This is a genomic window from Citrobacter sp. Cf136 (genome assembly GCF_030333815.1).
In the GTDB taxonomy this organism is placed as follows: Bacteria; Pseudomonadota; Gammaproteobacteria; order Enterobacterales; family Enterobacteriaceae; genus Citrobacter; species Citrobacter freundii.
Map to the genome: position 1 here is coordinate 472,257 of NZ_JAOWFE010000040.1, position 26,251 is coordinate 498,507.

25 protein-coding genes and 1 tRNA gene are annotated in these 26,251 nt (G+C 53.0%); 5 read left to right on the top strand and 21 right to left on the bottom strand.

The genetic code is table 11. The features are described 5' to 3' along the window. Positions 1 to 8 precede the first annotated feature (8 nt). Genes ulaD through ulaA form a run of 4 tightly spaced genes read right to left on the bottom strand, consistent with a single transcriptional unit; the run spans position 9 to position 2,868 of the window. Positions 9 to 659, bottom strand: a complete 651-nt coding sequence (gene ulaD / locus OGV98_RS21500) for a 3-keto-L-gulonate-6-phosphate decarboxylase UlaD (protein WP_003025660.1) — start codon at positions 657 to 659, stop codon at positions 9 to 11. A 12-nt stretch (positions 660 to 671) separates the two neighbouring features. Further along, positions 672 to 1,139 carry a PTS ascorbate transporter subunit IIA gene (gene ulaC / locus OGV98_RS21505; protein WP_003025658.1) on the bottom strand — a complete coding sequence of 156 codons (468 nt, stop codon included), beginning with the start codon at positions 1,137 to 1,139 and terminating at the stop codon, positions 672 to 674. Between the two features lie 10 nt (positions 1,140 to 1,149). Continuing rightward, complete coding sequence (gene ulaB, locus OGV98_RS21510) at positions 1,150 to 1,455, bottom strand: PTS ascorbate transporter subunit IIB (RefSeq protein WP_003025655.1); 306 nt, start codon at positions 1,453 to 1,455, stop codon at positions 1,150 to 1,152. A gap of 15 nt (positions 1,456 to 1,470) precedes the next feature. Beyond that, positions 1,471 to 2,868, bottom strand: coding sequence for a PTS ascorbate transporter subunit IIC (gene ulaA, locus OGV98_RS21515; protein WP_003025652.1), 1,398 nt, complete (start codon positions 2,866 to 2,868; stop codon positions 1,471 to 1,473). Positions 2,869 to 3,235: 367 nt separating this feature from the next. Here ulaA and ulaG point away from each other — a divergent pair, with 367 nt between their 5' ends. Together ulaG and ulaR are read left to right on the top strand one after the other, a co-directional pair. Next, positions 3,236 to 4,300 (top strand): L-ascorbate 6-phosphate lactonase, encoded by a 1,065-nt coding sequence (ulaG, locus tag OGV98_RS21520; protein ID WP_003025649.1) that lies wholly within the window; start codon positions 3,236 to 3,238, stop codon positions 4,298 to 4,300. A gap of 107 nt (positions 4,301 to 4,407) precedes the next feature. Continuing rightward, positions 4,408 to 5,163 carry an HTH-type transcriptional regulator UlaR gene (ulaR, locus tag OGV98_RS21525; protein WP_003839504.1) on the top strand — a complete coding sequence of 252 codons (756 nt, stop codon included), beginning with the start codon at positions 4,408 to 4,410 and terminating at the stop codon, positions 5,161 to 5,163. Here ulaR and yjfP read toward each other — a convergent pair. Then, complete coding sequence (gene yjfP / locus OGV98_RS21530; RefSeq protein WP_016149449.1) at positions 5,160 to 5,909, bottom strand: esterase; 750 nt, start codon at positions 5,907 to 5,909, stop codon at positions 5,160 to 5,162. The genes ulaR and yjfP overlap by 4 nt on opposite strands. Positions 5,910 to 6,090: 181 nt before the next feature. Here yjfP and bsmA point away from each other — a divergent pair, with 181 nt between their 5' ends. Together bsmA and yjfN are read left to right on the top strand one after the other, a co-directional pair. Continuing rightward, positions 6,091 to 6,420, top strand: a complete 330-nt coding sequence (bsmA, locus tag OGV98_RS21535) for a biofilm peroxide resistance protein BsmA (RefSeq protein WP_003025640.1) — start codon at positions 6,091 to 6,093, stop codon at positions 6,418 to 6,420. A 147-nt stretch (positions 6,421 to 6,567) separates the two neighbouring features. After that, entirely contained in the window at positions 6,568 to 6,843 is a 276-nt protein-coding gene (gene yjfN / locus OGV98_RS21540; RefSeq protein WP_003839497.1) for a DUF1471 family protease activator YjfN, read from the top strand. A gap of 85 nt (positions 6,844 to 6,928) precedes the next feature. Here yjfN and OGV98_RS21545 read toward each other — a convergent pair whose 3' ends face one another. From OGV98_RS21545 to nnr, 15 genes are all read right to left on the bottom strand, one after another. Next, on the bottom strand, positions 6,929 to 8,551 hold the full coding sequence (locus OGV98_RS21545) for an isovaleryl-CoA dehydrogenase (protein WP_286552095.1): 1,623 nt from the start codon (positions 8,549 to 8,551) through the stop codon (positions 6,929 to 6,931). A 129-nt stretch (positions 8,552 to 8,680) separates the two neighbouring features. Then, positions 8,681 to 9,412 (bottom strand): 23S rRNA (guanosine(2251)-2'-O)-methyltransferase RlmB, encoded by a 732-nt coding sequence (gene rlmB / locus OGV98_RS21550; protein WP_003025615.1) that lies wholly within the window; start codon positions 9,410 to 9,412, stop codon positions 8,681 to 8,683. 70 nt (positions 9,413 to 9,482) lie between these two features. Then, positions 9,483 to 11,945, bottom strand: a complete 2,463-nt coding sequence (gene rnr / locus OGV98_RS21555; RefSeq protein WP_003025612.1) for a ribonuclease R — start codon at positions 11,943 to 11,945, stop codon at positions 9,483 to 9,485. Between the two features lie 156 nt (positions 11,946 to 12,101). Beyond that, positions 12,102 to 12,527, bottom strand: coding sequence for a nitric oxide-sensing transcriptional repressor NsrR (gene nsrR / locus OGV98_RS21560; protein WP_003025609.1), 426 nt, complete (start codon positions 12,525 to 12,527; stop codon positions 12,102 to 12,104). Positions 12,528 to 12,743: 216 nt separating this feature from the next. Then, a complete protein-coding gene (gene purA / locus OGV98_RS21565; RefSeq protein ID WP_003025606.1) occupies positions 12,744 to 14,042 on the bottom strand; it encodes an adenylosuccinate synthase in 1,299 nt (432 codons plus the stop codon). A 102-nt stretch (positions 14,043 to 14,144) separates the two neighbouring features. Further along, a complete protein-coding gene (locus OGV98_RS21570; RefSeq protein ID WP_003025602.1) occupies positions 14,145 to 14,342 on the bottom strand; it encodes a DUF2065 domain-containing protein in 198 nt (65 codons plus the stop codon). A gap of 82 nt (positions 14,343 to 14,424) precedes the next feature. Continuing rightward, positions 14,425 to 15,429, bottom strand: coding sequence for a protease modulator HflC (gene hflC, locus OGV98_RS21575; protein WP_003025595.1), 1,005 nt, complete (start codon positions 15,427 to 15,429; stop codon positions 14,425 to 14,427). A 2-nt stretch (positions 15,430 to 15,431) separates the two neighbouring features. After that, positions 15,432 to 16,685: an FtsH protease activity modulator HflK gene (gene hflK, locus OGV98_RS21580; RefSeq protein ID WP_003025593.1), complete on the bottom strand. Its 1,254-nt coding sequence runs from the start codon at positions 16,683 to 16,685 to the stop codon at positions 15,432 to 15,434. Positions 16,686 to 16,873: 188 nt separating this feature from the next. Next, positions 16,874 to 18,154, bottom strand: a complete 1,281-nt coding sequence (gene hflX / locus OGV98_RS21585) for a ribosome rescue GTPase HflX (RefSeq protein ID WP_049002362.1) — start codon at positions 18,152 to 18,154, stop codon at positions 16,874 to 16,876. A 74-nt stretch (positions 18,155 to 18,228) separates the two neighbouring features. Further along, positions 18,229 to 18,537, bottom strand: a complete 309-nt coding sequence (gene hfq, locus OGV98_RS21590) for an RNA chaperone Hfq (RefSeq protein ID WP_003025584.1) — start codon at positions 18,535 to 18,537, stop codon at positions 18,229 to 18,231. Between the two features lie 84 nt (positions 18,538 to 18,621). Next, positions 18,622 to 19,572: a tRNA (adenosine(37)-N6)-dimethylallyltransferase MiaA gene (gene miaA / locus OGV98_RS21595; RefSeq protein ID WP_016149447.1), complete on the bottom strand. Its 951-nt coding sequence runs from the start codon at positions 19,570 to 19,572 to the stop codon at positions 18,622 to 18,624. Then, on the bottom strand, positions 19,565 to 21,430 hold the full coding sequence (mutL, locus tag OGV98_RS21600; protein WP_202580834.1) for a DNA mismatch repair endonuclease MutL: 1,866 nt from the start codon (positions 21,428 to 21,430) through the stop codon (positions 19,565 to 19,567). The genes miaA and mutL overlap by 8 nt, the downstream gene beginning before the upstream one ends. 9 nt (positions 21,431 to 21,439) lie before the next feature. Continuing rightward, complete coding sequence (gene amiB, locus OGV98_RS21605; RefSeq protein ID WP_016149446.1) at positions 21,440 to 22,771, bottom strand: N-acetylmuramoyl-L-alanine amidase AmiB; 1,332 nt, start codon at positions 22,769 to 22,771, stop codon at positions 21,440 to 21,442. A gap of 16 nt (positions 22,772 to 22,787) precedes the next feature. Further along, positions 22,788 to 23,249 carry a tRNA (adenosine(37)-N6)-threonylcarbamoyltransferase complex ATPase subunit type 1 TsaE gene (gene tsaE, locus OGV98_RS21610; RefSeq protein ID WP_003025570.1) on the bottom strand — a complete coding sequence of 154 codons (462 nt, stop codon included), beginning with the start codon at positions 23,247 to 23,249 and terminating at the stop codon, positions 22,788 to 22,790. Continuing rightward, positions 23,221 to 24,768, bottom strand: a complete 1,548-nt coding sequence (gene nnr / locus OGV98_RS21615) for a bifunctional ADP-dependent NAD(P)H-hydrate dehydratase/NAD(P)H-hydrate epimerase (protein ID WP_200061161.1) — start codon at positions 24,766 to 24,768, stop codon at positions 23,221 to 23,223. Before nnr ends, tsaE begins: the two co-directional genes overlap by 29 nt. Between nnr and queG the strand changes: the two genes are divergently transcribed. Next, a complete protein-coding gene (queG, locus tag OGV98_RS21620; RefSeq protein ID WP_003844973.1) occupies positions 24,767 to 25,906 on the top strand; it encodes a tRNA epoxyqueuosine(34) reductase QueG in 1,140 nt (379 codons plus the stop codon). The genes nnr and queG overlap by 2 nt on opposite strands. Positions 25,907 to 26,175: 269 nt before the next feature. On the opposite strand, the gene OGV98_RS21625 is transcribed toward queG, so the two are convergent. Continuing rightward, positions 26,176 to 26,251: transfer RNA gene (locus tag OGV98_RS21625), tRNA-Gly, on the bottom strand.

The window sequence follows — 26,251 nt, forward strand, 5'->3', positions numbered from 1 at the left end:
GTCGCTCCTCATCCCCACAGTTGGGCGATAGAACGTTTGAACTGACGGGCCGCTTCCACCGGAGAGGCGGCATCGCGAATACTGCGGCCGGCAATAAAGACGTGAATCGGAATTCCCTGGAACAGCGGCAGATCTTCCAGCGCCAGACCGCCGGTGACGGTGACTTTAAAGCCCATCTCGGACAGACGCTTGATCGCGCTGATATCCGCTTCTCCCCACGCCACGCCCGCCGCCTGCGCATCACGACTGCGGTGATATACAACTTGCCCAATCCCTGCGTCACGCCACTCTTGCGCCTGCTCCCAGGTCCAGTAACCAGTCAGTTCAATCTGTACATCACCGTTAAATTCTTTCGCCACCTCCAGCGCACCCTTGGTGGTGTTGATATCGGCACAGCAGATGACGGTGACCCAGTCAGCGTTGGCTTCGAAACACATGCGGGAGAGGATTTTTCCCGCATCGGCAATTTTGGCGTCCGCCAGCACAATTTTATGTGGGTAAAGCGCTTTCAGATCGCGAACGGCGCGCACGCCCTCTGCCACGCAAAGAATAGTGCCCACCTCAATGATATCGACCTCTTCGGCAATCAGACGCGTCGTTTCATACGCGGAAGACATTGATTGGTTATCCAGCGCAACCTGCAACATAGGTAATGACATTTTGGTATCCTTTTAAACAGCCGCCGCAGTGGCGTTATCAATTAAATCCAACACTTCCTGCGCGGTGCGGCAGGCGCGTAAACGGTCGAAATTGGCTTCGTCATCAAAGAGATTCACGATCTGCATGATGCCCACTTCCTGATGCGTGTTGGCGTCAACTGCCGCCATCGTGATCAGAATGTCGACCGGGTCGTTATCCTCGTGGTTAAACACCAGCGGCGTTTTCAGCGTCACCAGCGCAAAACCGGTTTTCTTGACCCCTTCCTCCGGACGGCCGTGCGGCATCGCCAGGCCTGGCGCAATCACAAAGTACGGGCCAAACTGCTCAACGCCATCAAGGATGGCTTGGTAGTAGCGTGGTTCAACCACATCAGCCTTAACCAGCAGATCCACGCCAAGCTTTACCGCTTCCTGCCAGGTACTGGCCTCGGCTTGCAAAAGGATGGAACTATTGTCTGCCAGCGAGTCACGTAATTTCATATGCCGCCCCTTACTTCACGTCCTGCGGAAAATGCGCTTTGATCACTTCCAGCAGTTTTGGTCCAAAATCGGCAGGAGACAGCATGTTGCGTACGCCAACGACATATTTATTGCCAGAAACGGTAATCTCGCCGGCGATATGCGTAGAGGCGATGATAATATCCGCTCCGCTCAGTTCACTTTTGTATTCACCCACGGCGCAGCTGTTTACCGTATGGTCAATATTTGACTGGGTTAAAAACTGGTCCACCTTCATTTTCATGATCATGGAACTGCCCTGCCCATTGCCACACACAGCCAGAATACGTACGGTCATAATCGGAACTCCTTATTAAGCAGAGTGTTCTGCCAGTTGTTTTTCTGCGTCTTCCTCAGCACGCAACGTGCGTCCTGCGAAAAACATATAAGCCAGTGCAATCAGAATAATGACGGCCATAAACACGATGCCGATGGAGGCAAAGCCTTGCATCATCGGCGGTGCCAGAATTGACCAGTCCGCCATGCCCATCCAGGCGCTCATACCGGTGAGCTTCACCGCCCAGACGCAGCCGAAGATTTCGATCATCCCCATCACCAGGCAAATCTTGAGCGCTGCGCGCCAGCCGCCAAAGTGGTTAGCAAATACGCCGATAGTGGCGTTCGAGAAGAACATCGGGATAAAACCTGGGATAATCAGAATGGAAGAGCCGCAGGCCACAAGGATGCCCACCGCAATCAGTTGGCCGATGGTCCCCCACATAAAGCCCCAGACCACCGCGTTAGGAGCAAAGCTATAAATCGCCGCGCAGTCGATGGCCAGTACCGCGCCCGGGATCAGGCGTTGAGAGATACCGTTGAACGCTTCTGAAAGTTCAGCAACGAACATACGTACGCCCTGGGTGATGATGAAGATAGCGACAGCAAACGAAAAACCGGTTTGCAGGATATACACCGTCCAGTGGGTTTTACCCGCCATCGCCTGAACCACATCAATGCCGAAAGAGAGCAGGATCGCCCCGAAGAAGATGGTCATCACAATCGCGGTAGAAACGATGTTGTCATGGAAGATATTCAGCCAGCCTGGCAGCTTGAGATCTTCTACGCTCTCCTCTTTCTTACCCAGATACGGCGCGACTTTGTAAGCAATCCAGGAGGCGAACTGCTGCTGGTGACCGATGGAAAAACCACAGCCGTCGGTCACTTCCTGGGTCGGCTTGTACATCATATTGGAGGTAATGCCCCAGTAGAGCGACACCAGCACCGCGGTACAGATGATGGTGGTCCACATGGAATAGCCAAAGATGTAGAAAGAGACGGCGATCAGGCCCGCCTGCTGGAACATGATGTGCCCGGTCAGCATGATGGTACGAATACCGGTAATCCGCCGTAGCAGTACATAACAAATGTTTAGCGCCAGCGCCAACAGTACCGCGTACCCTACCCAGCTATAGGCATCCCCCATACGTTCGATGGTTGCCATCATGGAGGCATAGGTATCGGAAATCGCACCGTTGATACCGTAAACCTCGGACATCTTCGCCACTACCGGTTTAAACGTGCTGGTCAGAATGCCCGACCCTGCCTGCAATAACATAAAACCGATAATCGTTTTGATCGTGCCTTTGATAATGACGCTGACACTTTTACGCAACAGGATGTAGCCGAGGCAGGTCACAATACCCAACAGCAACGGTGCATTGGTCATGACCTGATTAAAAAAGACGGTAAAGATGTTGTAGAGGATCTCCATAACGATCTCCAGTAGACGAAGTTGCTGAACATTCATTACAGATGCCCAGGATGTTGTGCTCTCACTCTAATTTTCAAAAGTAATCACAACAAGATTGAATTTGATTAAATGTGATGCAGTACGCAAATAATTCTCTCACTTGCAGAGTGGATTTGCTCCGAATTCATTCACTTCAAAATAAATCCATTTAAAACAATAAAATAAAAAAATACATTTCATATAAACCATCTTGTCACGTTGTAATTTGTTAACAATTTTTCATTCAACATCAAAAATCAACGCATTGCCTTCTTGAGAAAATGATGTCAGTATCAATCAAAACAAATCACAATTTGATTCAACTTGAATAAACATGAAGGTAATTGCGATGAGTAAAGTAAAAAGCATCACGCGTGAATCATGGATCCTGAGCACATTCCCGGAGTGGGGAAGCTGGCTGAATGAAGAGATCGAGCAGGAACAGGTCGCACCAGGTACTTTCGCGATGTGGTGGCTCGGCTGCACCGGAATTTGGCTGAAGTCGGAAGGCGGGACTAACGTCTGCGTCGATTTCTGGTGCGGCACGGGCAAACAGAGTCACGGTAACCCGCTGATGAAAACCGGTCACCAGATGCAACGCATGGCAGGGGTGAAGAAGCTGCAGCCAAACCTGCGCACCACGCCGTTTGTTCTTGATCCGTTTGCCATTCGTCAGATCGATGCGGTGCTGGCCACGCACGATCATAACGATCACATCGACGTAAATGTTGCGGCAGCCGTCATGCAGAACTGTGCCGACGACGTGCCGTTTATTGGACCGCAGACTTGTGTGGATCTGTGGATCGGTTGGGGTGTACCAAAAGAGCGCTGCATCGTGGTAAAACCAGGCGATGTGGTAAAAGTGAAAGATATTGAAATTCATGCGCTTGATGCGTTCGATCGTACTGCGTTAATCACCCTGCCCGCCGATCAGAAAGCCGCTGGCGTACTGCCGGATGGTATGGATGCCCGCGCAGTAAACTATCTGTTCAAAACGCCGGGCGGTACGCTTTATCATAGCGGCGACTCACACTACTCCAACTACTATGCAAAGCATGGCAACGAGCACCAGATCGACGTCGCACTCGGATCCTACGGCGAGAACCCACGGGGTATTACGGACAAAATGACCAGTTCTGACATGCTGCGTATGGCGGAGGCCCTGAATACAAAAGTGGTGATCCCTTTCCATCATGATATCTGGTCAAACTTTCAGGCCGATCCGCAGGAGATCCGCGTACTGTGGGAGATGAAAAAAGATCGCCTTAAGTATGGCTTTAAGCCATTCATCTGGCAGGTAGGTGGCAAATTCACCTGGCCGCTGGACAAAGATAACTTTGAATATCACTATCCGCGCGGCTTTGATGACTGCTTCACCATTGAACCGGATTTACCGTTTAAATCGTTCTTGTGATCCACACAAAATGCCGGGCCATCCCGGCATTTTTTTCCCATTTACTTTAGTATTTCCAGGCTATTTCAAATATCATCTTTTCAAATCAATTTGTATCGGAATAGCTCATGACTGAAGCACAAAGACATCAAATATTGCTGGATATGCTGGCGCAGTTGGGCTTTGTTACCGTTGAGAACGTAGTTGAGCGTCTGGGGATTTCACCCGCCACTGCGCGCCGGGACATCAACAAGCTCGACGAAAGCGGCAAACTCAAAAAAGTACGCAACGGCGCAGAAGCTATTACCCAGCAGCGGCCGCGCTGGACGCCAATGAATCTGCACCAGGCGCAGAACCACGATGAAAAAGTTCGCATTGCCAAGGCAGCATCCCAGCTTGTGAATGCGGGTGAAAGCGTAGTGATCAACTGCGGATCGACCGCTTTCCTGCTGGGTCGCGAAATGTGCGGCAAGCCGGTGCAGATCATCACCAATTATTTGCCGCTGGCGAACTATCTGATCGACCAGGAGCATGACAGCGTGATCATCATGGGAGGGCAATATAACAAAAGCCAATCCATCACGCTTAGCCCGCAAGGCAGTGAAAATAGCCTGTATGCCGGACACTGGATGTTTACCAGCGGCAAAGGGTTGACCGCGGACGGACTGTATAAAACCGATATGCTGACCGCGATGGCCGAGCAGAAGATGCTTAACGTGGTGGGTAAACTGGTGGTGCTGGTCGATAGCAGTAAAGTCGGTGAACGTGCGGGAATGCTGTTCAGTCGCGCCGATCAAATCGATATGCTCATTACCGGCAAAAATGCAAACCCTGAGATTCTGCAACAGCTTGAAGCTCAGGGCGTGAGCATTATGCGCGTTTAAAGGTGCTGGCGGAAAAACGTCACTGTTGCGGCCAACGCTTCTGGCGTGATGCGATGCCGTACGCCCGCTTCCCACAGGCAGGTCAGATTGTTGTCCAAACCTGCCTGAATCAGCGCTTGCTGTAAGCGGAAGGTTTCAACTGCCGGTACAACATCATCATCCTGTCCATGCCACAGCAACAACGGCCTGTCGGCGAGGCGTGGCAACTGATGCGTAACATCCCATTCGGCAAGCGGGGCGATAACGGCATCAAACTCCGCCTGTTGCTCTGGGGTCTGAACCTGTAAAGGAGGAAAAAGCGTCTGCGCAAGCCGGGTAAAATAGCCTGAGCCCATCAGGCTGGCTACACATTTAACCTCAGGATGGCGCGCCATTATGCCCAATGCAGTCATTCCCCCCATCGATGCCCCACCGACGGCAAGCCGCTCATCTGAAAGCCAATTTTCTGCCACCAGAGCCGCACGTAACGTCGTAAACTCCTGCATGTTTTGCTGCAATATATGCCAGAAGCGGAACATTCGCTCCTGAGCATTACCTTTAAAGCGGGCGCCATGTTCGGGCGCATCTGGCATGACGACGCGAAATCCGGCCTGAGCCAGCGCAACAGCAAAATAACTGTAGACCAGACTTGAAGATGTAAACCCGTGATAAAAGAGAATACAAGGGAGTGAACATTCGCGTTTACCAGCCGGAACGGCGTGCAGGACAGGGATACCAGCTAACTGTCGTGTCTCAATTTCTATCATTTGTTGCCCCTTTTTTTCTGGTATGCCATGCAGCAATACTTAACGCAAGCGAATGTGTTCGGCAATGATTCATAATGTTGAGAACTGGGTTACGTTTTCGCAACATTTTCATTCGAAAATCGCGTGAGAGATAACAATTCGGGAACATTCCCCTAAAGGGAAATTAATAAGGCACTACACTATGGCTATCAGGAAACGAGATAGAGTTATGCGTCGGTTTGCCTCTTTGTTGCTGGTTATGTTTTTAAGCGCCTGTAGCGTGCTGCAGGGAACGCCGCAACCCGCACCGCCCGTTGCCGACCACCCGCAGGAGATCCGCCGTGACCAGAGTAATGGGTTACAGCGATTAGGGACGGTTAGCGCGCTGGTAAGAGGCTCTCCGGATGATGCGCTGGCAGAGATCCGTGCCAAAGCCGTCGCGGCTAAAGCTGATTACTACGTGGTTTTATTAGTAGATGAAACCATCGTGACAGGCCAATGGTATTCACAGGCAATTTTGTATCGTAAATAACATTGGGTTGAAATTTAGTCAGCTTTACATTGCTTTGCGCCTCTATGCGTTTACCTGTGCACAATAAACCAACAGCAGGAAGCTTGAGGTTTATTATCGCGATGGAATGCCCTGCCGTGTGTAGGGGTACGAATAATGGAGCTGACGATGAAACAATCTCTTGCCTTATCCTCACTGCTGCTTTCTGCCGGACTGGCAGGCACTACGGCGCAGTCTGCCGAATTCGCCAGTGCTGACTGCGTTACTGGCCTGAACGAAATTGGCCTGATCTCTGTCAGTAACATTGCAGGGAATCCGCAGGATGTAGAACGTGTAATCGCGTTAAAAGCGGATGAACAAGGTGCCTCATGGTATCGGATCATTCAGATGTACGAAGACCAGCAGCCCGACAACTGGCGCGTACAGGCCATACTTTATGCGTAACAGATTGCCGGATGGCGTAAACTTATCTGACCTGGACTGAGCGTAGGCATGATAAGACGCACCCGCGTCGCCATCAGGCAAGTTATTACCGTAACCCCCCCGTTGCCCGCAGGAGCAAATCGTTCAGCACCTGTTCAGACAATCGTAGTCCACCCCGCGTATCAAGCATCATTTGGCACCAGGCCTGCGCCACTGGCGGAGAAGAATAACGCAACATCTGCGCCCCGCAACCGAGCAGGAAAAGCTGCTGCGTAATCTCTCGTCCCAATGCCTCACTGGGTTTACGTAAACGCTGCTGTAGCTGACGCACCATCCGATCGTAATGTCGATCCTGCCCCTTTACCTCCGCAAAGGCTTCGCTGAGCATATCGTAGATGCCGGGTTGTTTTGTCAGTACCCGCAATACATCAAGGCACATAATGTTGCCGGAGCCTTCCCAGATACTGTTTACCGGCATCTCACGATACAGGCGCGACAGCTCACTCTCCTCGCAATAGCCAATCCCGCCCAGCACTTCCATCGCCTCAGCCACAAACGGCATACCGACCTTGCAAACGGAGAATTTCGCTGCTGGCGTGAACAACCTGGCCCACAGCGCTTCTTTGGCATCAGCACGACGGTCCCAGGCCCGCGCCAGTCGAAACAGTAGCGCCGTTTGACCTTCCAGTTGGAGCGCCATCCGACCTAATACCTGACGCATCATCGGCTGTTTAATCAATGACTTGCCAAAAACCTGTCGCTGGTGCGCATGATAAATCGCGACGGAAAAAGCACGTCGCATCATGCCGTGACTGCCGAGCGCGCAGTCAAAACGCGTCATCCCGCCCATCTTCAGGATATGGCGGATACCTTCCCCTTCTTCGCCCAATAGCCAGCCAATCGCATCGTGGAATTCAACCTCGCAGCTGGCGTTGGAGCGGTTGCCTAACTTATCTTTCAGTCGTTCAAGACGGATGGCATTACGCTGCCCATCAGGTAAAAATCGCGGTACAAAAAAGCAGGATAAGCCGCCCTTTGCCTGGGCCAGCACCAAATGGGCATCGCTTTGCGGCACGGAGAAAAACCACTTATGTCCCACCAGCCGATACGAGCCGTCGACAAGACGTTCTGCCTGAGTGGTATTGCTCAGCACATCTGAACCACCCTGTTTTTCGGTCATACCCATACCAATCAGTAGCCCGCGCTTTTGCCCTCCGGGCAGTAAATGCGAGTCATAACGGTCGCTTAGCAGCGGCGTCAGCCAGTCGTGAAAGGGGGCGGGTAACATTTGAAGTAACAGCGGCGTAGCGGCAAACGTCATGGTCACCGGACACAACGTGCCTGCTTCAACCTGCGCATGCAGCATGAAACGCGCCGCCCGGGCAACAAATGTTCCCTGCCTCGCGTCTTCTTCCCAGGCCAGATTATGTACGCGGTTGGCGCACAATCCCTGCATCAGCAGATGCCAGGCAGGATGAAAACGCACATCATCCAGCCGCTGCCCCTGCGGGTCGTAGCGCAATAGTTCAGGTGGAAAAGCATTGGCCAGACGACCCAGTTCGAGCGACTCGGCAGTCCCTAGCTGCTGACCAATACTGGCGAGAAGATCGCTATCCCAGCCAGCACCTTCACGGATAACCGCTTCGCACAGCGCGCCGTCGGACAAATATAAGTTACTGTTATTGAGCGGTACAGGTTGGTTAAAAACGGTGTGCGTTTGCCAGTGCATTGTGTCTCCCTCCGTCAATGGCCGTCGCTTTAAGTATGGTCAGGCAGCAGAGAGAACGCATGGGACAACGGTCACAAAAAAGCCATCCCGAAAGATGGCTTGAGAGAAGAGAGAAATCAGGGAGATAGTTTAGCTGCGCTGACGGACTGCTTCAAACAGGCAGATGCCCGTCGCAACTGAAACGTTCAGCGACGAAACGCTACCTGCCATCGGGATACTGATCAGTTCGTCACAGTGTTCACGGGTCAGACGGCGCATACCTTCACCTTCTGCTCCCATCACCAGCGCCAGACGTCCGGTCATTTTGCTCTGGTAGAGAGTATGGTCGGCTTCGCCAGCGGTTCCGACGATCCAGATATTCTCTTCCTGCAGCATACGCATGGTGCGCGCCAGGTTGGTCACGCGGATCAGCGGTACGCTTTCTGCCGCACCGCAGGCCACTTTTTTCGCCGTAGCATTCAACTGAGCGGAACGATCCTTCGGTACGATTACAGCATGTACGCCAGCGGCATCGGCGCTACGCAGGCATGCCCCCAGGTTATGCGGGTCGGTGACGCCATCGAGGATCAAAAAGAACGGCTGATCGAGCGTAGCAATCAGATCCGGCAGATCGTTTTCCTGATACTGACGGCCCGGCTTCACACGAGCAATAATCCCCTGATGTACCGCACCCTCGCTTTTCTCATCCAGAAACTGACGGTTAGCCAGTTGAATGACAACACCCTGTGCTTCCAGTGCGTGGATCAGCGGCAGCAGGCGTTTATCTTCACGACCTTTGAGAATAAAGACGTCCTGGAAGCGCTCAGGCGCACGTTCCAGCAGAGCCTGCACCGCATGGATGCCGTAAATCATTTCACTCATGAATGTACTCGTTAATAGTTTATGCATAACGCGGGCAACACGAGATTGCCCGACTTACTGTTTATGGCAGTTATTGTGCGACTTTCTTTTTCGCCGCACGTTTAGCTTTGGTGGCGGCAGCAATTTTAAGCGTTTTTGCCGATGGCTTTTTCGCTTTTTTGTCGCCTTTCTTCTCAGCCGCATTCTTTTCCGCCTGAGGTTTGGCTCTGCCTTTTTTCTCGCCGCGGAAAGCACTGTCCGGCTCGAAATTCACCTTTTTGCCCATCTGACGACGTTTACCGGTATTTTTACCCGCATCGCTTTTTTTGGCTTTTTCGCGCGCAGTTTTACCTTCATTACGCGGCGCACGTTCGCTGGAGATCAAGCTAAAGTCGATCTTACGCTCGTCCATGTTGACTGCTTCCACGCGAACTTCCACGCGATCGCCCAGGCGATACATCTGACCGCTGGATTCCCCCGTCAGGCGCTGCCCAACCTGGTCGAAACGATAGTAGTCGTTATCCAGGGAGGAGACATGCACCAGACCGTCGATAAACAGCTCATCAAGACGGACAAAGAAACCAAATCCGGTGACGCTGGCAATCACGCCTTTGAAGACATTCCCTACCTGATCCAGCATGAAGTCGCACTTCAACCAGTCAGAGACATCGCGCGTGGCTTCGTCAGCACGGCGCTCGGCCATCGAACAGTGCTGACCCAGTTGCAGCATCTCTTCCATCGAATAATGGTAGCCACCCGTTTCCGTGGTGTTGCCTTTATGACCCTGCTCCTGCGCCAGCAGATACTTAATCGCCCGGTGCAAGGAGAGATCCGGGTAACGACGGATCGGTGAAGTAAAGTGTGCATAAGATTGCAGCGCCAGGCCGAAGTGACCACGGTTTTCCGGATCGTAAATCGCCTGCTTCATCGAACGCAGCAGCATGGTTTGCAGCATTTCTGCGTCAGGACGGTCAGCAATCGACTCCAGCAGTTCAGCGTAATCGCGCGGCTCAGGTTTGTTGCCACCTGGCAGCTCCAGCCCTAGCTCTGCCAGGACGGAACGGAACGAGTTAATCGCTTCGGTCGTCGGCTTATCGTGAATACGGAACAGCGCGGGCTCTTTGGCTTTCTCAACGAATCGCGCCGCTGAGATGTTCGCCATGATCATGCACTCTTCAATCAGCTTGTGCGCGTCGTTACGCTGCGTCTGCTCAATACGCTCAATACGGCGTTCAGCATTGAAGATAAACTTCGCCTCTTCACTTTCAAACGAGATACCGCCGCGCTCTTCGCGGGCTTTATCCAGCACTTTGTAGAGGTTATGCAGCTCTTCAATGTGTTTGACCAGCGGTGCGTACTGCTCACGCAGCTCCTGGTCGCCCTGCAGCATGTGCCAGACCTTGGTGTAGGTCAGACGTGCATGGGAACTCATGACCGCTTCGTAGAATTTAAAGCCGGTTAAACGGCCTTTCGACGAAATGGTCATTTCACAGACCATACACAACCTGTCCACCTGCGGGTTGAGCGAACACAATCCATTAGAAAGCACTTCCGGCAGCATTGGGACAACCTGCGACGGGAAGTAAACGGATGTGCCACGGCTGCGGGCTTCCTGGTCCAGCGGAGTCGGCGGGCGAACGTAATAGCTTACGTCGGCAATCGCCACCCATAAACGCCAGCCGCCGCCGCGTTTCTTCTCGCAGTAAACCGCATCGTCGAAGTCACGCGCATCTTCGCCATCGATAGTCACCAGCGGCAGGTCGCGCAGATCGACACGTCCTATTTTCGCCTCTTCCGGTACTTCTTCTTTCAGTCCGGCGACCTGTTTCTCAACAGCCTGCGGCCAGATATATGGGATTTCATGAGTACGCAGGGCCATATCAACGGCCATGCTGGTTCCCATGTTGTCACCCAGCACTTCTACAATTTTACCCACCGCTTTGGTGCGGCGAGTCGGACGTTGGGTCAGTTCAACGACGACCACAAAGCCCATACGAGCGCCCATCACCTCTTCCGGCGGGATCAGAATATCGAAACTCAGACGGCTGTCGTCAGGGACGACAAACCCAACGCCAGCATCGGTGAAGTAGCGACCGACAATTTGGCTGGTTTTTGGCACCAGTACGCGCACAATACGCGCTTCGCGACGACCTTTACGGTCCGCGCCCAGCGGCTGCGCCAGCACCTGATCGCCATGAATGCAGGTTTTCATCTGCTCGCTGGACAGGTACAGGTCATCTTTGCGGCCTTCAACGCGCAGAAAGCCGTAGCCATCACGGTGGCCAATAACGGTACCTTTCAGCAGGTCGAGACGCTCCGGCAGCGCATAGCACTGACGACGGGTGAAGACCAGTTGTCCGTCACGCTCCATCGCGCGCAGACGGCGGCGTAGTGCTTCCTGCTGCTCTTCACCTTCAATGTTGAGTTCAGCGGCCAGCTCATCACGGTTGGCCGGTTTTTCACGTTTAGTTAAATGTTCGAGGATAAATTCCCGGCTTGGGATAGGATTCGCGTATTTTTCAGCTTCGCGTTCCTGGAAAGGATCTTGTGACATTGAGGTTCCTCCATTGTCAGCTCTGATGGAATTCCTTCGTCTTTCACGACGCCTCTTTGTTGGCTGCCTTTGCTCCCACCAGTCACTTACTTTTGTAAGCTCCTGGCGACTCGCTCAGTTGCCGCCGCGATGCGACGCGAAATACTTTGGACTTCATTACTCCACCAGCAATAATTTATAAAGCGGTTGATTCTCTTCAACCAAATCAGCAAGTGTGTAGTTGTCCAGCTCCGTGAGAAAACTTTGCACTGCCTTAGAAAGCGCCTGTTTGAGTCGACAGGCTGGGGTAATGTGGCAAAACTCGCTGCTACAATTGACCAACGATAAGGGTTCCAGCTCGCGAACCACATCACCAATACCAATATCCTTAGCGGGTTTACCCAAGCGGATACCGCCATTTTTTCCTCGAATAGCAGTAACAAAGCCCGCCCGGCTAAGTTGATTGATTATTTTGACCATATGATTACGGGACACGCCGTAGACTTCTGTCACCTCAGAAATACTGGTCATACGTCCTTCGGGAAGTGACGCCATGTAGATTAGCGCACGTAATCCGTAATCGGTGAAACTTGTTAACTGCACATCAACCTCAGGAAAAGGGATAAAACGGATAAACCTGGTGGTATTAATTATATTGATGATAAACCAGCCACCAGCCAGGTCGCTAATTTATTTCAGTTCGGGAAGGAAAAAAGCGAGGAACTTACGTGATTTTAAGCCGGATTCTGATGCAAAGCACCTTATCCGGCTTGAGATATTGCAAGCGCAGCGCCATTCGACGCCACGCTATAACCAGAATTATGCGTCGAACGGGTCGCGCAGGATCATGGTTTCAGTACGGTCTGGGCCAGTTGAGATAATATCAATCGGCACACCGGTCAGTTCTTCAATACGCTTGATGTAGTTCAGTGCAGCCTGCGGCAGACCGCTACGTTCCTTCACGCCGAAGGTAGATTCAGACCAGCCCGGCATGGTTTCGTAAATCGGCTCGATACCTTTCCAGTCGTCTGCTGCCAGCGGAGTAGTCGTTACTTCACGGCCATCCGGCATACGGTAAGCGACACAGATTTTCACCTCTTTCAAACCGTCCAGTACGTCCAGTTTGGTCAGGCAGAAGCCAGACAGGGAGTTAATCTGTACTGCACGGCGTACAGCAACGGAGTCCAGCCAGCCGGTACGACGACGACGACCGGTGGTCGCGCCATACTCGTTACCTTGTTTGCACAGGAACTCGCCAACGTCATCAAACAGTTCAGTCGGGAACGGCCCCGCACCTACACGAGTAGAGTAAGCTTTGATGATACCCAGAACGTAGTCCACATAACGTGGGCCCAGGCCGGAGCCGGTTGCCACGCCACCTGCGGTGGTGTTGGAGGACGTTACGTACGGATAGGTACCGTGGTCGATATCCAGCAGCGTACCCTGCGCACCTTCAAACATGACGAAATCGCCACGCTTACGCGCCTGGTCCAGCAGATCGGAAACATCAACAACCATCGAGGTCAGGATGTCGGCGATAGCCATCACATCATCCAGCACTTTCTGGTAGTCAACTGCTTCAACTTTATAGAAATTCACCAGCTGGAAGTTGTGATATTCCATCACTTCTTTCAGTTTTTCAGCGAAGGTTGCTTTATCAAACAGATCGCCAACACGCAGACCGCGACGAGCTACTTTGTCTTCATAAGCCGGACCGATACCACGACCGGTAGTACCGATCGCTTTCTCGCCACGCGCTTTCTCACGAGCGTTATCCAACGCAACGTGATAATCAAGGATCAGCGGACAAGCTTCAGACAGCAGCAGGCGCTCGCGAACCGGGATACCACGATCTTCCAGTCCTTTCATTTCTTTCATCAGCGCGGACGGAGACAGAACAACACCGTTACCGATGATGCTGATGACATTCTCGCGAAGAATACCTGATGGAATAAGATGGAGGACGGTTTTTTCACCGTTGATTACGAGAGTATGGCCTGCGTTGTGACCACCCTGGTAGCGCACAACATATTTAGCCCGTTCAGTCAGAAGATCGACGATCTTCCCTTTACCTTCGTCACCCCATTGGGTGCCCAGTACGACGACGTTGTTACCCATTTTTCAAAATCACCGTTTGCTTAAAAATGGATTCTACCACCGCTTTTTCAGATATACAGCACTTTTTGCATGCGAAAATCCGCAAATTAGTCTACTTATTAATCAGCCAATCGTTTTCCTCAACATGTAGTAGACCACAACGCCCGCAACCACAAGACCTCCACCAAAACGACGCAAAATATTTTCGGGAAGTTGCGCCATTGCAGAGATCATTTTCTTCCATGCGCTGGGATAAAGCATCGGACCCAGCCCTTCCAGCACCAAAACCAGCGCGAGCGCCAGCAAAATTGTTGAATTCATCCATCGCCCTTATATAAAAAGAAAACCACCGCATCCCTGGAGATGCCGGTGGTTTTGCTGCTTTAAAACCGCTGGAACGCGATTAGCGTGTCGCGGAACTCGGTGTCTTCATGTAGCGGAAGAAATCGCTGTCCGGACTCATGACCATCACGTCCTGGTTGCCTTCGAAGCTCTTCTCGTAAGCACGCAGGCTACGGATGAAGGCGTAGAAGTCAGGATCCTGACTGAACGCATCGGCAAACAGCTTAGCGGCTTCTGCATCGCCTTCACCGCGCATGATACGGCCCTGACGCTCAGATTCTGCCAGCGTTTTAGTGACTTCATAGTCCGCCGTTGCACGCAGTTTTTCCGCCTCTTCCTGGCCTTGTGAACGATGGCGACGCGCTACGGCTTCACGCTCAGCGCGCATACGGTTGTAGATAGCCTCAGACACTTCAGCAGGCAGGTTGATTTGCTTAATACGCACGTCAACCACTTCGATGCCCAATGCCGCCATACTGTTCGGGTTGATGACCGGTACTTTACCGTTCGTTTCAGCCTGAACACGTTCAGCCGCTTCGGCAATCGCGCTATCTGCTGCCGGAGTCGCCACTTCATCTTCCGTGCCAGCAGAACCGGAGTTCAGCGCGTCACGAACTTCCAGGGTCAAACGACCACGGGAATCGGTAACGATGTCCTTCACGTCCAGACGACCAATTTCAGAACGCAGACGGTCAGAGAACTTACGTTTCAGCAGGACTTCCGCCTGAGAAACATCGCCACCGCCCGTTGCCAGGTAGTAACGGCTAAAGTCACTGATGCGCCACTTGATGTAGGAGTCAACAATCAGGTCTTTCTTCTCTTTGGTAACAAAGCGATCGGCCTGGTTGTCCATGGTCTGAATACGCGCATCGAGCATCTTCACAGATTCAATAAACGGAATCTTGAAGTGCAGGCCTGGTGCAACGACCAGCGGCTTGTTTTCATCGTCACGCAGAACTTTACCAAAGCGCAGAGTAATACCGCGCTCGCCTTCTTTGACCACAAAGACAGACATGAACAGAACTACCAGAACGATGATGATAATCGCAATAACTGACTTACGCATCGTTATTCCCCCTGACGCTGGTAGTCGTTACGCTGCGCATTCGCGCGGCGTTGGTCCATAATATCGCCCTGACTGGTGGACGATGTATTGCTTGCTCCAGTGCTGGAAGTCGTTGCTGGCGGCAGACGCAACAGGTTTGAACTGCTGTCAGTCTTTGCTGCTGGCGCACTACCACCTTTCAGCATTTGATCCAGCGGCAGAACCATCAGATTGCTGCCTTTATCGTTAACCAGGACTTTGCGGGTATTGCTCAGCACTTTTTCCATGGTTTCGATATACAGACGCTCGCGGGTAATTTGCGGTGCGGCTTTATATTCCGGCAGAATTTTTGCGAAGCGAGCCACTTCACCCTGTGCTTCCAGGATGGTCTGAGTCTTATACGCACGCGCTTCTTCCAGAATACGCTGAGCCTGACCGTTTGCACGCGGCTGAACTTCGTTGGTGTACGCTTCTGCTTCACGGATGTACTGCTGTTCGTTTTCACGTGCTGCGATAGCATCGTCAAACGCGGCTTTTACTTCTTCCGGCGGACGTGCTGCCTGGAAGTTGACGTCCAGCAAGGTGATACCCATGTTGTACGGACGGATCGTTTCTTCCAGTTCACGCTGGGTATCGCTACGAATAACGGTACGCCCTTCGGTCAGGATACGGTCCATGGTGTATTTACCGATAACCCCACGCAGGGCGCTGTCAGTTGCCTGACGCAGACTGTCATCCGCACTGGTTACGCTAAACAGGTAACGCTGCGGATCGGTCACGCGGTACTGTACGTTCATTTCGACGCGCACGACGTTTTCGTCAGAGGTCAGCATAACGCCGGATGCGGCAAGTTCACGCACGGCTTCAACGTTGACCGGTGTCACTTCATCGATAAAGGTCGGTTTCCAGTTCAGACCCGGTTCAACCAAATGGCTGAATTTACCGAAGCGTGTCACCACGCCACGTTCCGCTTCTTTAATGGTATAGAAACCGCTAGCCGCCCAGATAATGACGATGGCGGCCGCTGCGATAGTAAAGACTCGACCGCCCAGTTGCGGACGCGGGCCTTGAGATGAACTACCGCCGCCAGAACCAGTACCTTTACCGCCACCCAGACCACCGAGCTTTTTACTCAGTTTGCGGAAGATATCGTCCAGATCGGGAGGTCCCTGCTCGCGACCACCTTTGTTTCCATTTCCCTCAGGGTTGCCGCCAGGTTTGCTGCTTCCCCAGGGGTCGCGGTCTTGTCCGTTATTACCGGGCTGATTCCACGCCATTTTTGTGCTCCATATTTGTTATGCGATGCTATACCTGCGTCTTTTGCGCTGCCGATGCGTTGGCTGCGTCCCTCACTCCAGTCACATAGTTGACTATGCTCCTGGAGATTTCAGGACTTGCCGCCTTCCTGCCGCACAAAATCCACAAGGTATAGAGGCGAAAAAATCTTCAGGCCATATCCGTCAGATCAGACAACATAGTCTTCCAGTGCCGGTTCTTGTTTACAGAGGCGACGCCAGTCTACGATCGGCATACGAATCTGCAGACCTACGCTGCCGTCTTCCTCCATCCACTCTTTTTCTATTGCCTGAAGTTGATAAAACCGGCTTCTCAATCGCCCTTCCTGCGGCGGCAAACGCAACGTATGCTGCGCCACCTCACCGGAAAGTCGCTCAGTCAAAGCCTGAAAAAGTTGTGGTATACCAATCCCCGTTTGCGCAGATACCCAAACGCGAATGGGTTTATTCTCTTCATCTCTATCGATACGCGGCTCAAAGTCATCCAACATATCGATTTTATTCATCACCAGCAGGGTCGGGATCTCATGTGCATCGATCTCTTCGAGCACCGTGTCGACTGCTTCGATGTTTTCCTGCACACGAAAATCTGCAGCATCAATAACGTGCAGCAGCAATGTCGCCTGACGTGTTTCCTGCAAGGTGGCTTTAAATGCCGCCACCAGGTCGTGCGGCAAATGGCGTATAAACCCTACGGTATCCGCCAGCACGGTCTCACCCACGTCCGCCACGTCTATGCGGCGCAGCGTTGGGTCCAGGGTCGCAAACAGCTGGTCCGCTGCATAAACCCGGGCTTCGGTGATCTGGTTGAACAGGGTGGATTTTCCGGCGTTGGTATATCCCACCAGTGATACGGTTGGGACATCCGCTTTCTTGCGCGACTGCCGCCCCTGCTCACGTTGCTTTTCAACTTTTTCCAGGCGCGACTGTATTTGCAAAATGCGATTACGCAGCAAACGACGGTCGGTTTCGAGCTGGGTTTCACCCGGACCGCGCAAACCAATCCCGCCCTTTTGCCTTTCAAGGTGGGTCCAGCCACGGACCAGACGCGTAGCCATATGGCGCAACTGCGCCAGCTCAACCTGCAACTTACCCTCATGGGTGCGCGCACGCTGGGCAAAAATATCTAAAATAAGACCGGTCCTGTCGATAACAAGACACTGGCACAACTGTTCCAGGTTACGTTCCTGGGCGGGGCTCAGAGCATGATCAAAAATCACCACCGCAGCGCCAGTCGCTTTTACGGCTTCGGCAATTTCGATTGCCTTACCTTCACCAACAAAATACTTCGGGTGCGGTGCTTTACGGCTCCCGGTAATCACCTGCATTGCTTCGACACCGGCGGAAGAAACCAGAGATTCAAACTCCTGGAGGTCTTCCATATCTTTGTCTTGCGAAAAATAGATGTGTACCAGTACCGCCTGCTCACCGGCATCATAACGGTCAAACAAGCGTCAACCCCTTAATATAAATCAACGGGGAACGCAGGATCGCTGGCTCCCCGTATGTAAAACAGCTAATAACCTTATTCGGTTTCTTCGCTGTCCTGTTGCGCAGATGAACCTTGCGCGTTGCTACCGTGATGGTAGTTGCTGCCAGTGCCGCCGGTGGCATTATTGCTGTGATGAGAAACCGGACGAGACGGGACAACAGTAGAAATCGCGTGCTTATAAACCATCTGGCTGACCGTGTTTTTCAACAGGATCACGAACTGATCAAAAGACTCGATTTGACCTTGCAGCTTAATACCATTCACCAAATAAATAGAAACTGGAACACGTTCCCGACGCAATGCGTTCAGGAACGGATCTTGTAAAGATTGCCCCTTAGCCATTCTCTCTTTTCCTTATATGCTTATTTGTACTTTGAACCTTTCGATTCTGAAAAATTGCGCACGATACGTTTCAATTGTACACATTCAGTTCGCGATAGCACCAACAACCTGTAATACTTCGTTTCGCGCCAGGTCAGGCTTTTCACTGTCAAGCCAGTGCACCCCTTCCCAACCACGCAACCAGGTTACCTGTCGCTTCGCCAACTGCCTCGTGGCGCAAACACCTCTATAAACCATTTCATCGTATGAAATTTCACCTTCAATGTATGACCACATCTGGCGATACCCTACACAACGAATGGAAGGCAAATCCGTATGCAAATCTCCACGGGCAAAAAGCGCCCGGACTTCTGCTTCAAAACCTGAAGCTAACATCTGATGAAAACGCTGCTCAATTCGCTGATGGAGCAGTTCACGGCTCGCCGGGGCGATTGCAAACTGATGCACCTGATACGGCAAAGCATCTCCTGACGTTTGCGTCAGCTCCGTTAAAGTTTTACCCGAAATGAAAAAAACTTCCAGTGCCCGGGAAAGTCTTTGCGGATCATTTGGATGAATACGCGCCGCAGCCACCGGATCGATGTCCTGAAGCTGTCGGTGTAACGCGTCCCAACCCTGCTCTGCCGCCTGCTGCTCAATTCTGGCCCTGACTTCCGGGTCCGCCGACGGTAACGGCGACAGCCCTTCAAGCAAGGCTTTGAAATATAACATTGTGCCGCCCACCAGCAACGGGATACGCCCCGCGGCGGTGATGTCGGCCATCTCGGCTAACGCATCGCGACGAAAATCCGCAGCGGAGTACGCTTGCGACGGATCGCGAATATCCAGTAATCGGTGCGGCGCGGCCTGTAATTCATCTGCATCGGGCTTGGCTGTACCGATATCCATCCCCTTGTAAATAAGGGCGGAATCAACGCTTATCAACTCTATGGGCAAAACTTTACGCAATTCAATTGCGAGTGCCGTTTTACCGGAGGCCGTTGGCCCCATCAAAAAAATCGCCTTTGGCAGGCTCGCCTTACGGGTATCACTCATGTTTCAGGGCATTCATTACCGAATGTAAATCAACAGGTTGTAACAGACCGCCCGGCGGTGCCTTCACGAGTTGTGGGCAGAGCCGCTCAACATCCGCTAACAGCGTAATCGCCTGTGCCATACTCCACTGTGGATGCTCGCTAATCAGGTTACGTGCGATCCACTGCGCAATATTGCCCGGCTCGAATACGGATTGCTGCGCCAGGTAGCCTATCAGTTCAGGAATCAAGATTTGTAAATTTTGTTGGCGTAAGGGTAAAGGCACCGCCCGGATGGTCACATGCTGCGCATCCAGTTGAAATTCAATGCCCAGCTCAGCCAGTTGGCTCTGTCCTTTTTGCAGCGCCGCTTTTTCATCGGCGTTGACTTTTAACCGTAAAGGGATCAGCAACGGCTGGGCGCAAACGGTCCCCTGGTCCGGCGTTAATTGCGCCTGACGCAGCCAACGCTCAGCCACCGGTAATGCCAGCAACCGAATATGACCATCGCACTCGAGTAACGCGCAGTCTGCACCGACAATCGTTAGCACCCGGCCAAAGCCCTGACTGCTGCCGCTCAGAGGTGCCGATGATGTTTCAGAGACCGGCGTTTTACGGGTTGGAGCCGGCGTCTGCATCAGTTTCTGATAAATTTCGCCCTGCTGCTTTTGGTATCCGGGTTGGGCATGAGGCCAACTGGCCCCCGCCTGACGGCCTGCGCCACTACTGCCGTTTCCAGCGCCAGTTGAGTACCGCGGTGTCGCAGGTTCACGCGCGGGAGCTGGCTCGGCAAAATGGTTACGTCCGGCAGCAACGCGGTTTTCCGGGATGTGCCTTGGAGCGGGTTCGTCGTCATCAGCCAACGGCAGCGGCGTTTCAAGCTGCTGTTGCAGGACGCTCAACACGCCCTGGTAAATAAAATCGTGCACCAGGCGGGATTGATGGAAACGGACCTCATGTTTAGCTGGGTGTACGTTGACATCAACTTGATGCGGATCGATTTCCAGATACAGCACAAAAGCGGGTTGTTGATCGGCTCCCAGCTTATCTTCACAGGCCTGGCGGATAGCATGGTTGATCAGCCGATCTCGCATCATCCGACCATTCACATAACAATACTGTATTTCTGCCAGTGCCGCCGTTGTGTGGTTAGGATCGGCCACCCAGCCGCGCAGCGTCAAATCACCATGCTGCCATTCAATCGCCAGCGCATTCTCCAGAAACGGCGTGCCGCAAATCGCGCCCAGCCGGCGCTCTTTCTGCCCATCCGCGGCCACTGCCCGGTACTGACGCACCACTTTGCCGTTGTGAGACAAATTAATCGTCACATCAAAACGCGCCAGCGCAATGCGGCGAATAATCTCGTCGATATGATTAAATTCCGTTTTCTCGGTGCGCATAAATTTGCGCCGCGCCGGGGTGTTGTAGAACAGATCTAACACCTCCAGTGTGGTTCCCACTGGATGCGCAGCAGGTTTTACCGTCACATCCATGTCGCGCCCTTCAGCATAGGCTTGCCAGGCCTCAGGCTGCTCTTGTGTGCGCGACGTCAGGGTTAAACGAGACACGGAGCTGATACTTGCCAGCGCTTCGCCACGAAATCCGAGGCTCACGATGGCCTCAAGATCGTCAAGCGAGGCTATTTTACTGGTGGCATGACGCGCCAGCGCCAGCGCCAGCTCGTCTTTTTTAATCCCGCAGCCGTTGTCACGAATACGGATAAGCTTCGCGCCGCCGCGCTCAATATCGATATCAATTCGCGTCGCACCGGCATCGATGCTGTTTTCCACCAGCTCTTTCACCACTGACGCAGGCCGTTCTACCACCTCGCCCGCGGCAATCTGGTTCGCCAGCTGTGGCGGTAGAACCTGAATCGGCATGGCTAATCCTTAATTTGTTAACGTGTTACCCGGCGATATGGCGCTGGCGGTTTGCGCCGGCGCGCCCTGCGGTCCGGTTTGCATCGGGTGCGCCTGGAAATAGTTACGCAATCCTTTGTATATCGCCTCAGCCAGTTGCTGCTGGTAATCATCGCTCGCCAACAGACGTTCTTCGCTGTTGTTACTGATAAAGCCGGTTTCAACCAGCACAGATGGGATATCAGGCGAACGCAGTACGCCAAGACTGGCGTGTTCCGGACGGCGCTTATGCATCGAACCAATACGTTCTAACTGGCCGATCATGCTGGTCGCCACATCATACCCGACGCGCTGCGAATGACCGAATTGCAGATCCAGTACGGCCTGGCTGAGATAAGGATCGGACTGGCTGTTTGCCAGCACATCGCCCGCGCCGCCCAACAGCTCCGATTGTTTTTCATGCTGTTCCAGCCAGCCGGCCATCTCACTGTTCGCCCGACGGTTCGACAACACCCAAACGGAAGCACCTGTGGCATCACGGTTTGGCGCGGCATCCGCGTGAATAGAAACCAGGAAATTGGCGTTTTGTTTACGTGCGACGTCTGAACGCCCCATCACCGAGATAAAGTAATCGCCATCACGGGTGAGTACGCCTTTAAACATTGGGTCATCATTGAGCAAGCTGCGCAGTTTACGCGCCACGGCAATCGTGACGTTTTTCTCACGCGTGCCGCCAGGGCCAATCGCCCCCGGATCCTGCCCGCCGTGTCCGGCATCAATGGCAATAACCACTTTTTCACCGCTGCCGGTGCTGGCGCGCGCCGCAGGTCGTGTGGAGGTATTACTGTTGGTCACCATCGTGGTGCGATCGTTCTCTGCTTTAAACGGGTTACGCGCAGGCTCGGCAGGACGAGGGGCGACAACCGGCGTTTCAACACGCTTAACAACCACTGGAGGTGGAGGCGGCGGCGGTGGCGCATCCGCTTTGATGGTAAACACAACGGTATAATTGCCGCCGTTCTGGCGTTTAACGGCTTCGGCCTTGCCGTTCTCGGTTAAATCCACCACCAGACGCAAGGACTGCGCATCTTTTGGCGTGCCGGAGCGGATAGATTTCACCAGATTATTGCCGCTAAACAGCAGCGGTAATCCCTGAATCACTCCGGTTTGTTTTATATCCAGCGCGACGGTGCGTTTCCCGTCCTGGCTCACGGCGTATTCAGGCTCGCCAATAAAGCTCAGCGTAATCCGCGCCTGTTGATTGCCATTGGAAACCTGAAGATCGGAGAGGCTGGCGGCCCCTGCCTGCGCGCACAGCAGGACCAGGGTTGCCATCAGCCAGTTTCTGATGCGATAAATCATCCCGCCACCCTTAAGGTTATTCGGCTAAACGCGCCAGCAATAATTCACCCGATGAGGAGACTGCGCTTACGCGCGCCTCTCGACCTTGCGCCTGATATTCAATGTGTATTTCGACGTCCGGGTCTGGCAGTACACCTTTACCTTGTTGCGGCCATTCCACCAGGCAGATGGCATCATTGGCAAAATAATCGCGGATCCCCATAAATTCCAGCTCCTCCGGGTCCGCAAGTCGGTATAAATCGAAGTGATATACCATCAAGTTATCGAGTGAATAGGGTTCAACCAGCGTGTAGGTGGGGCTTTTTACATTACCTTTATGACCTAACGCCTGCAGAAATCCCCGGCTGAAAGTGGTTTTACCCGCCCCCAGGTCGCCGTACAAATATATAACCGTCGCGCCGTCACAGGCTTTGGCTACCCGCAGTCCCAGGTCTAAAGTTGCCTGCTCATCAGGTAGTGGAATTACTCGATTCATCATGATAAACGTCAATCACATCAGGGTTAACAATACGCTGTAGCGTGGTAAAAAGATCTGTCGCCAGCATGCCGCGCGTACCAAAACGCGCCGCCAGCACATCCGCAGCCGCTCCGTGCGCAACACATCCCGCACATGCTGCATCATACGGGGTAAGCTTCTGTCCGAGCAATGCGCCAATAATACCGGAAAGCACATCCCCCATTCCGCCGCTGGCCATCCCTGCATTGCCTGTATCAATAATACCTAACTCAGCTTGTTCAGCAGCAACAACCGTACCCGCGCCTTTCAGCACTACCACGCCTCCGTACCGTTTTACCAGACGTTGTGCGCAAAGTAAGCGATCGTCTTCAATTTCTGCAATGGAACAGCCCAGCAGTCGCGCGGCTTCACCTGGATGCGGCGTGATCACGCGATTGTGACGTTTATCGGGGTTGATTGCCAGCAGGTTCAGCGCATCCGCATCCCAGAGCATCGGTTTGCGAAAATTCTCTACTTTTTGCAGCGCTTTTTTACCCCACTCCTGCTGACCAAGCCCAGGTCCTATCACCACAACATCCGCCCATGCCAGGCTCTCTTCCAGAGTCTGCGGCGTCAGCGCATCGACCATCAGTTCTGGTCTGGCAGTCAGAACAGGCGCAATGTTCTCACTGCGCGTCAATACTTTGACCAGCCCGGCTCCCGCACGCAACGCCGCTTCACCGGCCATACGTATTGCACCTGCCGTGCCGTGGTCGCCGCCGATAATCACCAGCCGACCGTGGGAGCCTTTGTGTGAGGTGGGCCGACGCGGCGTTAGCCAGTGCGCAAGCTGTTGAGCATCAAAACGTTGCAGCGGCGCGTTCTGCACCGCCAGCCAGTCGTCCAGCCCGAGTGCGTTAACATGCAGACGTCCGGTGACATCGCGTGCTTTACCGGTGAGCAGACCTGGCTTGAGCGCAATAAAGGTAACGGTATGCGCAGCGTTGATGACTGCCCCCGGCGTCGCCCCCGTCTGCGCAAGCAGGCCGGAGGGAATGTCGATTGCAATTGTAGGGGCTGGGTGGCTATTGGCACGTTCGATCAACGCCGGGAGAGGTTCACGCGGCGCGTTTTTTAAGCCAGTACCTGACAGCGCGTCGATAATGACGTCCACACTGTCTGGCCAGTTAATATCAGCAGCATGAATAACGCCACCGGCGTTAAGCCAGGCGTCGTGCGCCTGCTGCGCTTCCTCGGGGAGCGGTTTATCACTCTCGTGCGCCAGCAACGTAATATTAAAACCCTGCGCTTTGGCAAGTCTTGCCACCACGTAACCATCACCGCCGTTGTTGCCGTGACCACATAGCACCAGCCAGTGTTGGGCGTTCGGGTAAGCCTCACGGGTGACCTGAAACGCCGCCTCTCCCGCCCGTTGCATCAGCTCATACAACGTCAGCCCTAAACTGTCTGCCGCCTCTCGCTCCATCCGCCTGATATCATCGGCGTGCCAGATGGAGTGTGGTATACTTGCGGGGTTTTTCTTCATTGTATGGTCCGTCATGTCAGAGCCCCTCGATCTCAATCAGTTAGCGCAAAATATTAAGCAGTGGGGGCTGGAGCTTGGCTTTCAGCAGGTCGGTATTGCCGATACCGACCTCAGCGAAGCAGAGCCCAAACTGCAGGCCTGGCTGGATAAACAATACCACGGCGAGATGGACTGGATGGCCCGTCACGGCATGATGCGCGCCCGCCCCCACGAATTATTGCCCGGTACGCTACGTGTCATCAGCGTACGTATGAACTATCTTCCTGCCAAAGCGGCCTTTGCCAGCACGTTGAAGAACCCTTCTCTGGGTTACGTCAGCCGTTACGCGCTTGGCCGCGACTACCATAAGCTGCTACGTAACCGCTTAAAAAAGCTGGGAGAGATGATTCAACAGCACTGCGTTTCGCTGAATTTTAGACCTTTTGTCGATTCTGCGCCCATTCTTGAGCGTCCTTTGGCGGAAAAAGCCGGGCTTGGCTGGACAGGTAAGCACTCACTAATCCTCAATCGCGAAGCCGGTTCATTTTTCTTCCTCGGGGAATTACTGATCGATTTGCCCTTGCCGGTCGACCAACCAGCAGAAGAAGGATGCGGGAAATGCGTCGCCTGCATGACAATCTGTCCCACCGGGGCCATCGTTGAACCCTACACCGTAGATGCGCGCCGCTGTATCTCTTATCTCACTATCGAACTGGAAGGCCCGATACCGGAAGAGTTTCGTCCATTGTTGGGGAATCGAATTTACGGCTGCGATGATTGCCAGCTCATTTGCCCGTGGAACCGCTATTCACAGTTGACGACAGAGGATGACTTCAACCCGCGCAAGCAGCTTCATGCTCCGGAGTTAATAGAGCTGTTTAGCTGGAGCGAAGCGTGGTTTTTAAAAGTCACGGAGGGGTCTGCCATTCGTCGTATTGGCCACCTGCGCTGGCTGCGAAATATCGCCGTTGCATTGGGTAATGCTCCCTGGAATGACGCTGTTATTCTCGCGCTGGAAAGTCGCAGAGGTGAGCACCCACTTCTCGACGAACACATAGACTGGGCGGTTGCTCAGCAAATCGAGAAGCGAAATGCCTGCGTAGTTGAGGTGCAGCTACCGAAGAAACAACGTTTGGTCAGGGTCATTGAGAAGGGTCTGCCGCGCGACGCTTAAGTCATCCACAGCTTGTGTATAAAAATAAAAACACATTGATATTCAAGAAGGAAAAAATCGTCAAGTGATCGCATTAACAATTTAAAATGATAATTAAGTCAATAATTTCAATTAGTTAAAATGATACTATTTACCCGGCGAAGCTTTTTGCATTCCAGGAATAATACCCGAACCTGTGGATAAGTCTGTTTACAAGAGTATGTCAATGACGAAACAAAACGTCCCCAACGCGATTATTCGTTGTGGATATTTTTATTGAGGTAAGAATTTGGAGCGGGAAACGAGACTCGAACTCGCGACCCCGACCTTGGCAAGGTCGTGCTCTACCAACTGAGCTATTCCCGC

What these genes read in the sequence shown, in the direction of transcription:
- nnr (WP_200061161.1), bottom strand. Translation starts at nt 24,768, where the DNA reads ATGACGGACCATACAATGAAGAAAAACCCCGCAAGTATACCACACTCC.
- hflC (WP_003025595.1), bottom strand. Translation starts at nt 15,429, where the DNA reads ATGCGTAAGTCAGTTATTGCGATTATCATCATCGTTCTGGTAGTTCTG.
- rlmB (WP_003025615.1), bottom strand. Translation starts at nt 9,412, where the DNA reads ATGAGTGAAATGATTTACGGCATCCATGCGGTGCAGGCTCTGCTGGAA.
- amiB (WP_016149446.1), bottom strand. Translation starts at nt 22,771, where the DNA reads ATGATTTATCGCATCAGAAACTGGCTGATGGCAACCCTGGTCCTGCTG.
- yjfP (WP_016149449.1), bottom strand. Translation starts at nt 5,909, where the DNA reads ATGATAGAAATTGAGACACGACAGTTAGCTGGTATCCCTGTCCTGCAC.
- ulaC (WP_003025658.1), bottom strand. Translation starts at nt 1,139, where the DNA reads ATGAAATTACGTGACTCGCTGGCAGACAATAGTTCCATCCTTTTGCAA.
- ulaD (WP_003025660.1), bottom strand. Translation starts at nt 659, where the DNA reads ATGTCATTACCTATGTTGCAGGTTGCGCTGGATAACCAATCAATGTCT.
- ulaR (WP_003839504.1), top strand. Translation starts at nt 4,408, where the DNA reads ATGACTGAAGCACAAAGACATCAAATATTGCTGGATATGCTGGCGCAG.
- mutL (WP_202580834.1), bottom strand. Translation starts at nt 21,430, where the DNA reads ATGCCGATTCAGGTTCTACCGCCACAGCTGGCGAACCAGATTGCCGCG.
- hfq (WP_003025584.1), bottom strand. Translation starts at nt 18,537, where the DNA reads ATGGCTAAGGGGCAATCTTTACAAGATCCGTTCCTGAACGCATTGCGT.
- ulaG (WP_003025649.1), top strand. Translation starts at nt 3,236, where the DNA reads ATGAGTAAAGTAAAAAGCATCACGCGTGAATCATGGATCCTGAGCACA.
- purA (WP_003025606.1), bottom strand. Translation starts at nt 14,042, where the DNA reads ATGGGTAACAACGTCGTCGTACTGGGCACCCAATGGGGTGACGAAGGT.
- miaA (WP_016149447.1), bottom strand. Translation starts at nt 19,572, where the DNA reads ATGAGTGATACCCGTAAGGCGAGCCTGCCAAAGGCGATTTTTTTGATG.
- OGV98_RS21570 (WP_003025602.1), bottom strand. Translation starts at nt 14,342, where the DNA reads ATGAATTCAACAATTTTGCTGGCGCTCGCGCTGGTTTTGGTGCTGGAA.
- bsmA (WP_003025640.1), top strand. Translation starts at nt 6,091, where the DNA reads ATGGCTATCAGGAAACGAGATAGAGTTATGCGTCGGTTTGCCTCTTTG.
- ulaA (WP_003025652.1), bottom strand. Translation starts at nt 2,868, where the DNA reads ATGGAGATCCTCTACAACATCTTTACCGTCTTTTTTAATCAGGTCATG.
- tsaE (WP_003025570.1), bottom strand. Translation starts at nt 23,249, where the DNA reads ATGATGAATCGAGTAATTCCACTACCTGATGAGCAGGCAACTTTAGAC.
- rnr (WP_003025612.1), bottom strand. Translation starts at nt 11,945, where the DNA reads ATGTCACAAGATCCTTTCCAGGAACGCGAAGCTGAAAAATACGCGAAT.
- queG (WP_003844973.1), top strand. Translation starts at nt 24,767, where the DNA reads ATGTCAGAGCCCCTCGATCTCAATCAGTTAGCGCAAAATATTAAGCAG.
- ulaB (WP_003025655.1), bottom strand. Translation starts at nt 1,455, where the DNA reads ATGACCGTACGTATTCTGGCTGTGTGTGGCAATGGGCAGGGCAGTTCC.
- OGV98_RS21545 (WP_286552095.1), bottom strand. Translation starts at nt 8,551, where the DNA reads ATGCACTGGCAAACGCACACCGTTTTTAACCAACCTGTACCGCTCAAT.
- hflK (WP_003025593.1), bottom strand. Translation starts at nt 16,685, where the DNA reads ATGGCGTGGAATCAGCCCGGTAATAACGGACAAGACCGCGACCCCTGG.
- yjfN (WP_003839497.1), top strand. Translation starts at nt 6,568, where the DNA reads ATGAAACAATCTCTTGCCTTATCCTCACTGCTGCTTTCTGCCGGACTG.